This is a genomic window from Dyella jiangningensis (assembly GCF_003264855.1).
Classification (GTDB): Bacteria; Pseudomonadota; Gammaproteobacteria; order Xanthomonadales; family Rhodanobacteraceae; genus Dyella; species Dyella jiangningensis_C.
The window spans coordinates 1-11,951 of the sequence record NZ_NFZS01000004.1; the positions used below are offsets into that span (position 1 = coordinate 1).

Consider the following 11,951-nt stretch of genomic DNA (forward strand, 5'->3'; position numbering starts at 1 on the left):
AGGAAGCACGCAGCGATGTGTTCGATTACATCGAGATTTTCTACAACCGGCAACGCCGACATGGACATCTGGGTGGCCTTGCGCCAATGATGTTCGAGGCGGCTAACTCAAAATCCAGCAGCTAACCGTCTACGAAAGCGGGGGCGTACCAGGCAGTTTTGTCTTAGCCATGGTCGGTTCCTGTCTTGCGAATGGGGGCCACGGTGCTTGTATGAGCTTCAGACGGCTCAGGGCTGTTTATCTCTATAGAACCTAAAGAATTTGGGGTATGCGCTAACCCCAATATTTGAGGTAAGCGAGATGCAGCCCTTTTCTCTCCGAAAGCCAAACCCTCCGGAGGGATCGCGAACTTCGCGGCCTTTTTGCCTTGCTGTGTCATGCCGCCCTGCTCCGTCTCAACCAGCAATCCAGCCTCGATGGCGGATCTACGGTGCTTGTAGAAAGTGTTCTCGCTAGAGAACCCGGGCTGCCCTTTGAAGTCGTTGAACGACAGAGTGATATCGCCGTTGTTTTGCCCGTTGTAGCGGCGGTAGGCCGTCAGAACGATCAATTTGGCCGGTACTTCGAGTTCGACAAACGCGGCACTATCGAAGACACGGTGAGGAATGGCCGAGTAGCCATCGGACCCATAGGAAGCAGCACTTTCTGCTATTGCGGCCACCTCCGGATCACTAAGGGGCACCTCACACCGATCTTGGTTGAGCGTCTGCAAACGGCTACGCAGCGTGTCCCCAAGAATGCCCTTACGAACGAAGCCACAGGCAGCCGCGAACAGCACTTCGTTACGATGCCCGAGGCTAATCCGCCCTGGCAGCCTCTCGACTTTCGGTGGCACGTCCCCCAGTTCGTCATTCGCGGCCCCGATCAGCCCGAGTGCGCCAGCCACCTCTGCGTGGGCATACTTGGGAAGCTGGTTTAGCTCGATGATCCTGCTTGGAATCGGATCTCCCTTGCGATGGATGAAACCGGGTACCCGCATAACGCGGGGCAAGTCGCACACCTTGGGATCTGACCCAATGAGGCTAGCCAGACCTTGCTGGATGCTCTTAAAGGTCCCCACATCCAGGGGAGCATCGTGGACAAGCCAATAGGCATGGAAGCTGCCCCGGGAGGATTCGATGACCATGTGAGGCTTCAGGGTGAATCGCGAGAGCGCGGACTTATCGACTCCATCGAGATCGGCAAAGTACGCACGCACAGCGGTGACGTTGCGCGTTGCGCGCCCCCGAAGATCGCCGGCATTAACCATTACAAAAATGCCCGCGCCACGCGCATTCAAGCCCGACAGGCTTGCCATCTTCTGGCTTAGCTTGCCGTGCATGATCTGGGCGAGCCGCGGACGCGCCGGCTTGGAATCATCAAATGTTTGGAAGGTGAAGACGCTGTCACGCCCTCCGAGGGCGTCAAGGAAATCCCAAGCATCATTGGCGGCAGGGAGACTAGCGATGCGGTTACTCACAGCTCGCCTCCTTGATCGCCCGAGCCGTGTATTGACGTGCCTGGCCCACGAGGTCGGCCGCCATGACCACATTCCAGGACAAGTCACGGTTGTCTTTGGCGTAGATGCTTAGCCGACTGCTAGCCTGGTCCAGTAGGTCCAGGACTTCATGGAGCGGCACATCGATATCGACGCGCACAATGGGGATAAGGCGGCTCACAGGGCCACCCCCTGCTCCCCTACCGGGTAACCCATGCGCGACGGTTCTAGAACGAACCGCGCGGGTCTCAGAGGGTCATTGGTCCAGTAGTGCTCCCTCTTCTTCCCCCATCCAGCCTCCAGCATTTCCGGGACGGTCAGACAGCGACGACCGGGGCCATGTGGGCCCACGCGGTGAAGGTCGAAGGTTCGTTCAGAAGTGAAGTACTCGCCGCAGCTGCAGCACTGGCAACGAGGTCCGCGAAGGGTGGGCTTGTTCATGCCGCCACCTCCCGCGCATCCGCTTGGGCCTGTACCCATGCGATGACTTCGGCCTCAACCCACGCGCTGGTGCGATCCCCGATCTTGAGCCTTTTGGGGAACCTTCCCTGCTTTTCGAGGGCGTAAATCCAAGCTCTAGACAGGCTTGTGATGGCCCGCACCGCAGGCATGCGGATCAGGCGGATCGGGACGACAGAGGCAGTCTCCGTGGGAGCGATTCCACGAGACAGCGGCCCGCCATTGGCAGGAGCCAATACAACCGACGTTCTAGATTCCATGCTGCTCAACCTTCTCGGTGAGGCAGCACTAGTGACCGTGTAACCGTTCCGTGACGCTTTGTTGTGCCTACTGCCGGGACGGGCTACAGTTTCGAACTAAGGAGGTGGGTCGCTAGCACTGCTGGTGGTTCACTACTGAGGTGGGCGGTCTCGAACACCGCCCACCTCAACCTAATCGCCCAAACCTCGGGCAACCAAACCTTGCCGCTTGACCCCCCTCCCAGGGGAATGCACGTCGCACCCGAAGGCGCGTCTGTGCATGGCTGCCATTATCGCACTAAGTCCACAGTTGGAAAGTCTTTCCACGCAGCTGGCCCTGAGCGCGTGCTGGAAACCCTACAAATCCCACCTTCCCCCGCTTTGGTCACACTACCAGGCTATCCAGACAGTACGTCTGAAGACACCCGCAGCCGACCAAAGGCAAGCCGAGCGAGAAACAGGAGCTGGTCCTCGCCCGGTGGCAGCGAATCCGCTGCGCACCTGTCTACTATTTCCTGCTCGACACGCTCGAAGGCCTCACGAGGCGTGTTCTTGTCGCATCGCTGGAAGTGCTCATAGAGATATTCGTGCCAGCCGGTCCAGTGAGCGGGCACGTTGTGCGGGCCGATTTCACGAACGATGGCGCAACGAGGAAACGGGATGACTTCAGCAAGCATGTGCCGTCTCCCATGGAGCACGAAGCGCAGCCTTGTCGGCGTAGGACAGCTCGTCAAAGAGCTTGTCAGTTGCATCCCGCGCACACGACAGAACGAGGTCCTGGGTAACGCCATCGGCACGACATACCGTGATATCCCAGTACCCGTCGCCACCCTCCGACGGATTCATGGCGACTAACGTGACCACCCGAGGATCTTCTTTCTTCGGGTATTTCTTGAAGGGGTTGTGTCCAAAGCCGAGTTGCCGAGCAACGGGCGGTGTGAAAAGCCAGCCATCGCCGCCGGAACTACTCTTGAGGCCAGAAATCGCCCGGACCTCCACGACTTCCTCTTGCGTCACGTACTCCATCGTTCCGCTGTCGCCGATGGCGCGGACCATTTTGTTACTTTGCTTAGCGGCGTTCATGAGCCATCTCCGCACGAACCGCCAGCAGTTGGTCGGAAATCGCCTCATCCTTGATCTGCTGAAGCTTGCCGGCCAGATCAGCAAGAAAGGTCAACAGGTAGCCCGTATCCGCTAAAGCTTCTTCCGCTAAACCCGAAACTTTGTCGCGGGCGGACATCAGGCAGCCAATCGCGCCGATCCCTTCCATGATGGGAAGCATGGCGTTATCGACAGCAAGGATGCGCCGATCCAGATTGTGAAAATCTTTGTCCCGATCCAGAAGATTGTGGATGCCAGGAATATTTGCGGACGTTGTCATGGTGTACCCCCGTAGCGTTCCATGAACCACCCCACCATTGCGGCAAAGGTGGCGGACGTGCAGGGTTGGCGAACCGGCTTACTAGGAAACCGGCCAGCCCGAAGGCTGCCCTACACGCCCACCATAGAAAGCGGGCATGCTGCGCAACGGGCACAAAAAAAGCGCCACCGGCGCCGTTGCGCCTAGTAAGTTTCAGGTCGCCAAACCTGGTCGCCGAATTGGCGGCGACAGCACCAACCTACTCCGATTCGCACAGCAGTCAAGCACTTTCGTTAGGGTGTGCGAAAGCCTCTGGAGGGTTGTAGATGAGCAACTACAAGACGGTCACTTACACCTGGCAAGAACTCTTCGACAAGGTATGGGAGCAGCCGCTTCTCCAGATCGCCAAGGAGATTGGCGTATCGGACGTAGCATTAGGCAAAGCCTGCAGGAAAGCGGGGATTCCGCTTCCTGGCCGAGGCTATTGGGCTAAATCCGAGAGAGAACGTGCTAGAACCCGATCGAAGCGAACGGCGAAGCATGATGCTCAGCCGATCACTTTCGAAGTACTTAAACCCGAGTTTGTGCTGAAGGTGCCAAAGCCCACAGGCAATCCTGCGGATCGCGTTCCGGTTCCAGCAAAACTTTCTGACCATCACCCGCTGATCGAACGCACGCTAAACATCGCCAAGAGAATAAAACCCTATGACGGTCGCCTCGTCCTCAAGAAAGGACTAGACGTCAGGGTTTCTCCAGAAGCATTCGACAGAGCAATCCGAATCTTTGACACCATCATCAAATGGTCGCAGGCCAAAGGCTGCACCTGGAGAGTAACGACCGAAGGGAAGACGGTGGTTACCTGTGATGGCGAAAGCATGAAGGTGGGGCTCAAGGAGCGACTAACCAAGAAGGAGAGGCCAAGACCGCCGCCCCCTCCGGTGCGTCCAGGCGAGCGCCAGCTGCCGAATTTCGCAGCACTGCACCCCGAGTATGACTGGATCTCGACAAACCAACTCACGTTCACGATTGACGAGTACGTCGATGTCTTTGTGCGCAAGAACTGGAATGACGCCAAAGTCGTCACCATGGAAGACAGAGTCCATGACATAGTCTCGACCTTCCCGGTTATGGCACTAGCAATTAGGGACACTCGAGAGCGATCGGAAGCAAGGCGGAGAGAGTACGAAGAGGAAGCGCAACGCGAAGAAGATGCCAAACGCAAAGCTGAGGCCCTCAGGCTCGTCCGTAAGCGGATGATCAATCACATGCAGAGGTGGGAGCAGTCCGTCCGCATCCATCGATTCTGTGACGCTGTCGAAGCCACAGCCTCCCGTGATCAGGAGAGCGTGCAAGCTGTGGTCTGGTTGTCCTGGGCTAGAGAACAGGCCGACCTGTTGAATCCCTTATCGGGCGATCTAAAAAGACTCCTATCCCTCTCAGTCAAGGTGCCCGAATGGTTCAAGGGCATGAACCACTACGAAAAACCGGAATCGGATTGGTGGACTGATTCCGACGAGTAATATCTCGTCTCTGCAGAATTACTCAGGCTCGTCAATCTGCTCCAATCGGAGGAACCCTTCTTCGTCGTGGCCCAAGCTGCGCAGACGATTCCTGCGACCACAAACCGGGCACATGAAGTGCAGGCCGAAGCTGTCGATGTTCGCCTCGGCGCCTCCCGTGAATTCCGGGAACTCGGTATGGCAGCGAATGCAGATCCACATGGTGTGGATAGTACACCCGCAGTGCGGCATCAAGGCGATGTTAGATCAACGCCACCATATCGCTTTCCGCCATCGACCAACACCTCCCTGATCCGGCTAACAATAGGGTTCGATGTGGATTCCAAGGCTGAGGGAAACTCCTGACCGTGCCATATGAAGAAGTTGCCTATTTGGCGCAGTGGGACCTCTAGCATCTTGGCAGAACCCGTGAAGTTTTCCTCGTTAGCCATGATGAGTTCGTCCGCGTTGCGCATCCTAAAAACAATCAGTGATGCGGCATCGCAGATCAAAGGCAACGCTCCGACGGCCAAGGCAATTCCATTGCCAATCTTCGGCGGCAACAAGAGCAGCATGTGCATATCGATCCGATCGATTACGCCACGAATTTCGGTGGCAGCCATTTCGATCTCAAGGACCTGACTCCCATATCCGGCGTCAGGCCGAGTGATATCAATGGCGAGATATGCTCTATGCATCCTCATGCAAAACTCGCCCATCCGCTGCAAGTGCGTCGTGAGATAGGAAGCGCAGAGACGGCCTTTTTCCGTTTTTTCCAGTGCGACAGACCGCCTGTCGCGATCAGATATATATAGCGCTACGGCTGCCGCCCCCATCGCTCCAAGGCCAGAAACAATCGAACCTACAGCGCTCGCCCAGGCAGGCCTATCAGTCGCACTCAATTGTGACCAAGCGCCCCCTAAGCTGCCGCCCGCCACTCCCGAGAAAACTACAACGAGAAGGGAGCGAGCGTAGGCGCGCACTCGCTCCGAAACGACTACGTCCATGCCTTTCCCCCCCCCCGTATCTTTCACCATTCCATGGTCAGACACGCCTTCCTCTGGCGCAAGGAGGCCAAGGGGTACACGAATGTCCGCCGCCCTCCGCCCGCAGTTCGCCCAGCATCTCGCTTGCCGCCACAGTCAGCCTAAGGCCTAAGACACTTGCGGCACGCGACGCGTACAAGAGACCCAGCCCTACCCGCCAAAGCGATGAGATGCCACAGGCCCAGCAGTCAGCGTTACCCTACAGACTTGGGAGGCGGCGCCCGATACAGTCCCACGGCAGGCATATTGGTTCGGGGGAATCCTTATGGCATCAACTCAGCTTTCGCTGGCTCTCATTCCGCACAAGGTCGATAACGGGCTGATCATTGCCCAGCGCCAAAGTGACGGCTACATCAACGCGACGGCAATGTGCCAAGCCGTCGGAAAGCAATTCAATGACTACACTCGGCTAGCCTCAACCAGAGAGTATGTGGATGCCCTCTCCGACGAAACGGGAATTCCCGTTTCGGAGTTAATTCAAACATTTAAGGGCGGCGACACATCCCGGCAAGGCTCTTGGGTGCACCCAGACCTAGCAATTCACTTGGCGCAGTGGCTGTCGCCAAAGTTCGCAGTGATGGTCTCGAAGTGGGTCCGCGAATGGTTAGCCGGTGGAAGGCATGCCGGTGGAGCAATGCCATACCACTTGCAGAGGTATATGAAGAACCGGACGCGCGTGCCATATACGCATTTCTCTGTTCTGAATGAGCTAACGATCAGCCTTATTGCCCCTCTGGAGGATCAGGGGTACACGCTTCCGGACAACATGGTCCCGGATATTTCCCAAGGAAAGATGTTCGCCAAGTGGCTTCGAGAAAAGTACGACGTTGATACCGACACGTTGCCCACATATAAGCACGAGTATGCAGATGGGCGAGTAGTCGATGCCAAGCTTTACCCGGTCGGTTTCCTTGATGAATTTAGGAAGCACTTCCATGAAGTTTGGATGCCGACCAAGGCGACCGAATACTTTGGTATGCGAGACCAGAAGGCGCTCCCCTACTTGGAGAAAATCGTATCGCCATTGCTGACTGAGTTCAGGACGCCCGCGCTCAAGGCCCCGAAGGCGAAAGCGATGAAGGCTACTAAAGGCAAGCGCTCGAAATGATGTGACCTTGTCCACGGTCTTAGCTTTCGGCTCTCGAACCATGCGGAAGCCAGCCACGCCAGGAAGGCATATGCCTTCTTGGGGAGGAAAAAATAAGCAGCCGTACAGCGCCAGATTGTTAGTATCTCTAGCGTTGAACATTCGCGTTCAACAAAGGGGGTTTTTCCATGATCAAGTTTTTGGGTGACCCTGCATCCTGATCAAGGATGCTGGGGCGGCAAGGAAGCCGCCCCACAGCATTTATTCATGGGCTTGAGCGTTTCGCTCGCCTAATCGAAATGACCTTCCCACCAGCCTTTAAGTTGTCCAGGTAATTGGCCCACGCCTGCATCATGCGCTTGCGCTCATCCAGGTATTGGGCAGCATGGGTGTAGGCCTCGCGGACCTTGTTGGACTCGGCGTGAGCCAGTTGACGCTCAATAGCGTCCGGGTTCCAGCCCAGCTCATTAAGGCGAGTCGCCGCCATGCTGCGGAAGCCATGGCCGGTCATCTCATCGCTGCTGTAGCCAAGTCGACGAAGGGCTGCATTGATGGTGTTCTCAGACATGGGGCGGCTAGCCGAACGCAGGCCAGGAAATACGAATGCATCTTTGCCCGTCAGGCCCTGCAGCTCGCGCAGAACAGCCACTGCCTGTTTAGAGAGAGGCACGAGGTGCGCAGCCTTCATCTTCATGCGCTCACCCGGTATGCGCCAAATGGCCCCATCAAGGTCGAACTCTGACCATTGGGCCTGCCTTAGCTCGCCTGGCCTTACAAACACCAACGGCGCGAGCCTCAGGGCACATTGGGTAACGAACTGGCCAGAGAATCCATCGATGGCCCGTAGCAGCTCGCCCATCTTGGCCGGATCGGTAATGGCTGCATGGTGCTTGACCTTGGGCGCCTTCAGGGCGCCACGCAGGCTCGCCGTCGGGTCGCTATCTACCCAGCCTTCCACCAGCGCAAACCGGAACACCTGCCCCGCTTTGATCTTCGAGCGCCGGGCCGTATCCAACAGCCCCTTGCCCTCGACCTTACGCAGCGTTTCCAGCAACTCCTTGGAGGTGATCTCACGGATGGGCCGAGTCCCGAGATCCGGATAGAGGAAGCTCTCGAACATCCATCGGGCATTGCGGGCCGTCGCCTCGGCTACGTGCTGGCGGCTCATCCAGATCTCAGCAACTTGCTTGAACGTGCGTGCTGACTCCTGCGCCCTCGCACGCTCGTGCTTGATTTGGCGCTTATGGGCACTGGGGTCGATGCCTTCGGACAACTGAGCCCGTGCGGCATCTCGACGCTGGCGCGCCTGAGCAAGGGAAACCGTGGGATAGGTCCCCAGGCTGAGCATTTTGGCCGCGCCAGCGAACCGGTAGCGATAGCGCCAGCGCAGGGCGCCAGTGACGGGCACTTCGATCGCCAGGCCGGAGCTATCGGTGACGCGGTATAGGGCCTTTTTCGGTTTCAGGGCCTTCAATTTGGTGTCTGTCAGCATGTGAGTAACTGCTGGGGCGGGTTGTGAGTAACGCCAATGATACTCCCCAAGTTACTCACAGTTTGGACTAGCTGCCCATAGACTTAAATGACCCTCCATGGACACCTAGGGCATGAAAAAGCCCGCCAGAGCGGGCTTTGGAGACTGTCGAGTTTTCTTATCGACCCACCCTGGACTTCTTCGTGGTGCCCGGAGCGGGGATCGAACCCGCATAACCTTTCGGTTGAGGGATTTTAAGTCCCTTGCGTCTACCAGTTTCGCCATCCGGGCCCGGAGGGATGCGCATCCTAACATGCGCGTCTTGAGGACCGCGGGGCGGCCTCCGGCCATAAAAAACCCGCCTTTCGGCGGGTTGAGCGTATTGCGCAATGGAGGCCTGGGTCGGAATCGAACCGGCGTACACGGCTTTGCAGGCCGCTGCATGACCACTCTGCCACCAGGCCATTGCGCGCGAATCGTAACCCGAAAATCCAGGTCATATCCGCTGAAAAAACAAAACCTCGGAAAGCCGAGGTTTTGCAGGAAACTGGAGCGGGAAACGAGACTCGAACTCGCGACCCCGACCTTGGCAAGGTCGTGCTCTACCAACTGAGCTATTCCCGCATCGGAGTCAGAAATAGTAACAGAACCGCGGCATTTGTGAAGAGTCCGGGACGATTTTTTTCTCCTCGTGTGAAAGTCGACGGGCCGGGGGCCGTCCGAAAACGCATCGTCGCCGCCCGCGTTTTTCACGGCCGCGTCGCATGCGCCGGCTAATTCTCGTTGCGTGGCTTTTGGGCAACAGTCCGTTCGTCAGGAAGCGACTGGTTTCGACCGCACTCTGCCCTATCTTGGCGGGAAGCCGACAGGCGCAGCCATTTACCAGGAGTGCAGCATGATCGAACGTCGACCCTTCGATGCCTTGGGCGGAGCCAACCACGGCTGGCTCGATGCCAAGCACCATTTTTCCTTCGCCAATTACTACGACCCTGCGCGCATGGGCTGGGGCACGCTGCGCGTGTGGAATGACGACACCATCGCATCGCAAACCGGCTTTCCGCCGCATCCGCATGGCGATATGGAAATCATCACCTACGTCCGCGAAGGTGCCATCACGCACCAGGACAATCTCGGCAACAAGGGCCGCACGGTCGCGGGCGATGTGCAAGTGATGAGTGCGGGAACCGGCATCACGCACGCCGAGTACAACCTCGAGCCCGGCGTGACGCGCATCTTCCAGATCTGGATCATTCCCAACCAGCAGGGCAATCCACCGTCGTGGGGCACCAAGCCATTTCCGGTGGGTGAACGTTCCGGCCGCTTCGTTGCGCTGGCCAGCGGGTTCAAGGACGACAACGATGCGCTTCCTCTCCGCACCGACGCCCGCGTACTTGGCGCTTCGCTCAAGGCCGGGGAAAAGGCCGAATACGAGCTCGGCTCCAATCGCTATGCCTACCTGGTGCCGGCCAAGGGGAAGATCGACGTCAACGGCGTCACGCTCGACGCCCGCGACGGTGCAGCCATCCACAACGAATCGAAGGTCGTGGTGACAGCGCTGGAGGATGCCGAGCTCGTCCTCGTCGACGCGGCGCCCTGAGCGTTCTCGACCAAGGTGGAGGTGCCTCGCCTTGCCGAGCTTGCTAACCTCGCCTGATCCACTCAGCGCGAGGTTGGCGATGAATCACGGCATCCACACCATCGACACGGGTTTCGTGCGACCGCATTTCGACGCTGCCTATCTGGTCGTGGAAAACGGCCGCGGCGCGTTCATCGACTGCGGCACCCACTACGCGGTGCCTCGCATGCTCGAAGCACTGGGCAACGCGGAACTCTCGCCGGCGGATGTCGACTGGCTCATCCTCACCCACGTCCACCTGGACCACGCCGGTGGCGCGGGCGAATTGATCGCGCAATTGCCGAACGCAAAGCTGGTCGTGCATCCGCGAGGAGCACGGCACATGATCGATCCCAACCAGCTTTGGGCGGGCGCCAGCGCCGTGTACGGCGAGTCGGTGATGGAGGAGACCTACGGGCGGCTTCGCCCGATTCGCGCCGAACGCGTGGTCGAGGCCCCGGATGGACATGTAGTGGATCTCGCCGGCCGCCTGCTCCGCTGCCTGGAAACCCCCGGACACGCGCGACATCACCTCACGGTATACGACGAGCGCGCGAACGTGTGCTTCACCGGCGACGTGTTTGGGCTTTCCTATCGCGAGTTCGACACGGCCAACGGACCATTCATCCTTCCCACCACTTCGCCGGTGCAGTTCGATCCACAGGCCCTCCATGCTTCCATCGATCGCCTGGTCGCCCTGAAGCCCGCGGCGATGTACCTCACGCACTACAACCGCGTCGAAGACATCGAACGCCTGAGCCATGATCTGCACGCGCAGATCGACGCCATGGTGGCGATTGCGGAAACCGCGCAACACGACCATGCGGATCGTGCGCAACGCCATGCCGTCATGAAGGAAGAGTTGACCGGTCTCTATGGCGCGCGCGCGTGGGCGCATGGTTGGGAGGGCAGTAGAGACGATCTGTTGGAGCTGATCGGCATGGATATCGAGCTCAACGCCCAGGGTTTGGGCGTATGGCTGGACAACATGCAGAAACGCGCGTCCTGAAAGCGCGCGGCATCAGCGCAACGATGCGTCGATGAGCTGTTCCGCGACCGCCACCAGCGAACGCGCCGGCCCCTGCTTGCCGAACAGTTGGCCTGATGCATAGGTGCCTTCCAGCAGCAGCAGCAAACCATCCGCCAATAGGTCAGGCGACTTCGCTCCCATCGCTTCGCACATCGTCACCAGTCGCGCGCGCAGCTTGCGCTTGTGGCTTTGCGCTACCTTGCGCGCGGGATGCTCGTCGCCGGGATACTCCACCACGGCGTTGGTGAGCCCGCAGCCGCGATAGCCGGTCTGCGTGGCCCGGTGCGCCAGGCCTTCGAAGTAGGCCATCAACTGCGCACGCGCATCGCCGGGATGCGTCTCCGCACCGGCCTCGAACACTTTCCAGAACGCCAGCTCGTAGTCGCGCAGGTATTCGGCCGCGAGCTCGTCCTTGGATGCATAGCTGCGATACAGGCTGGGCTTGGTGACACCGGCGCGCGTGACGATCTCTTCCACGCCGATGGCGCGGATCCCTTCGCGATAGAACAGTTCGCGCGCCGTCCGCCGGATGCGCTCGGCGGCCTTGGGCTTGGCGTCGTCCGGAGGAACGGGCGTGGAGGATTCGGGGCGTTTGGTCGGCATGGCGAATACGGTTGACTATGTTACCGATCGGTACGTATGATCCGCAGACCCAACGTACCGGTCGG

At 58.8% G+C, this 11,951-nt stretch carries 13 protein-coding genes and 3 tRNA genes; 5 read left to right on the top strand and 11 right to left on the bottom strand.

What is annotated here, in order from left to right; translation table 11 throughout:
• A partial coding sequence (locus CA260_RS12605) for an IS3 family transposase (protein ID WP_146745342.1) occupies positions 1-125 on the top strand: 125 nt, incomplete at its 5' end.
• A 38-nt stretch (positions 126-163) separates the two neighbouring features.
• On the opposite strand, the gene CA260_RS12610 is transcribed toward CA260_RS12605, so the two are convergent.
• From CA260_RS12610 to CA260_RS12625, 5 genes are all read right to left on the bottom strand, one after another.
• Positions 164-1,459, bottom strand: a complete 1,296-nt coding sequence (locus CA260_RS12610; RefSeq protein WP_172461835.1) for a DNA-primase RepB domain-containing protein — start codon at positions 1,457-1,459, stop codon at positions 164-166.
• Positions 1,460-1,914: 455 nt separating this feature from the next.
• Positions 1,915-2,196 carry a helix-turn-helix transcriptional regulator gene (locus tag CA260_RS21505; RefSeq protein ID WP_111983450.1) on the bottom strand — a complete coding sequence of 94 codons (282 nt, stop codon included), beginning with the start codon at positions 2,194-2,196 and terminating at the stop codon, positions 1,915-1,917.
• A 377-nt stretch (positions 2,197-2,573) separates the two neighbouring features.
• Entirely contained in the window at positions 2,574-2,852 is a 279-nt protein-coding gene (locus CA260_RS20935; protein ID WP_146745344.1) for a hypothetical protein, read from the bottom strand.
• Positions 2,842-3,258 carry a hypothetical protein gene (locus CA260_RS12620; protein WP_146745345.1) on the bottom strand — a complete coding sequence of 139 codons (417 nt, stop codon included), beginning with the start codon at positions 3,256-3,258 and terminating at the stop codon, positions 2,842-2,844. Before CA260_RS12620 ends, CA260_RS20935 begins: the two co-directional genes overlap by 11 nt.
• On the bottom strand, positions 3,245-3,556 hold the full coding sequence (locus CA260_RS12625) for a hypothetical protein (RefSeq protein ID WP_111983452.1): 312 nt from the start codon (positions 3,554-3,556) through the stop codon (positions 3,245-3,247). Before CA260_RS12625 ends, CA260_RS12620 begins: the two co-directional genes overlap by 14 nt.
• A 305-nt stretch (positions 3,557-3,861) precedes the next feature.
• Here CA260_RS12625 and CA260_RS12630 point away from each other — a divergent pair, with 305 nt between their 5' ends.
• Positions 3,862-5,055 carry a hypothetical protein gene (locus CA260_RS12630; RefSeq protein WP_111983453.1) on the top strand — a complete coding sequence of 398 codons (1,194 nt, stop codon included), beginning with the start codon at positions 3,862-3,864 and terminating at the stop codon, positions 5,053-5,055.
• Positions 5,056-5,285: 230 nt separating this feature from the next.
• Here CA260_RS12630 and CA260_RS12640 read toward each other — a convergent pair whose 3' ends face one another.
• Positions 5,286-5,657, bottom strand: coding sequence for a hypothetical protein (locus CA260_RS12640; protein ID WP_146745346.1), 372 nt, complete (start codon positions 5,655-5,657; stop codon positions 5,286-5,288).
• Positions 5,658-6,345: 688 nt separating this feature from the next.
• Between CA260_RS12640 and CA260_RS12645 the strand changes: the two genes are divergently transcribed.
• The gene (locus tag CA260_RS12645) at positions 6,346-7,188 is read left to right on the top strand and encodes a KilA-N domain-containing protein (protein WP_111983456.1); all 843 of its coding nucleotides are present in this window, start codon (positions 6,346-6,348) and stop codon (positions 7,186-7,188) included.
• A gap of 244 nt (positions 7,189-7,432) precedes the next feature.
• Here CA260_RS12645 and CA260_RS12650 read toward each other — a convergent pair whose 3' ends face one another.
• The 4 genes from CA260_RS12650 to CA260_RS12665 all read right to left on the bottom strand — a co-directional run bounded on the left by CA260_RS12650 (position 7,433) and on the right by CA260_RS12665 (position 9,262).
• On the bottom strand, positions 7,433-8,659 hold the full coding sequence (locus tag CA260_RS12650; RefSeq protein ID WP_111983457.1) for a tyrosine-type recombinase/integrase: 1,227 nt from the start codon (positions 8,657-8,659) through the stop codon (positions 7,433-7,435).
• 183 nt (positions 8,660-8,842) lie between these two features.
• Positions 8,843-8,929: transfer RNA gene (locus tag CA260_RS12655), tRNA-Leu, on the bottom strand.
• A 99-nt stretch (positions 8,930-9,028) separates the two neighbouring features.
• Positions 9,029-9,102: transfer RNA gene (locus CA260_RS12660), tRNA-Cys, on the bottom strand.
• 84 nt (positions 9,103-9,186) lie between these two features.
• Positions 9,187-9,262 (bottom strand) — tRNA-Gly (locus CA260_RS12665).
• 271 nt (positions 9,263-9,533) lie between these two features.
• Between CA260_RS12665 and CA260_RS12670 the strand changes: the two genes are divergently transcribed.
• Both CA260_RS12670 and CA260_RS12675 read left to right on the top strand, forming a co-directional pair.
• Complete coding sequence (locus tag CA260_RS12670) at positions 9,534-10,235, top strand: pirin family protein (RefSeq protein ID WP_111983458.1); 702 nt, start codon at positions 9,534-9,536, stop codon at positions 10,233-10,235.
• Positions 10,236-10,314: 79 nt separating this feature from the next.
• Positions 10,315-11,262 (top strand): MBL fold metallo-hydrolase, encoded by a 948-nt coding sequence (locus tag CA260_RS12675; RefSeq protein WP_172461836.1) that lies wholly within the window; start codon positions 10,315-10,317, stop codon positions 11,260-11,262.
• A 12-nt stretch (positions 11,263-11,274) separates the two neighbouring features.
• Here the strand turns inward: CA260_RS12675 and CA260_RS12680 are convergent, their stop codons facing one another.
• Entirely contained in the window at positions 11,275-11,886 is a 612-nt protein-coding gene (locus CA260_RS12680) for a TetR/AcrR family transcriptional regulator (protein ID WP_111983460.1), read from the bottom strand.
• Between the last annotated feature and the right edge of the window lie 65 nt (positions 11,887-11,951).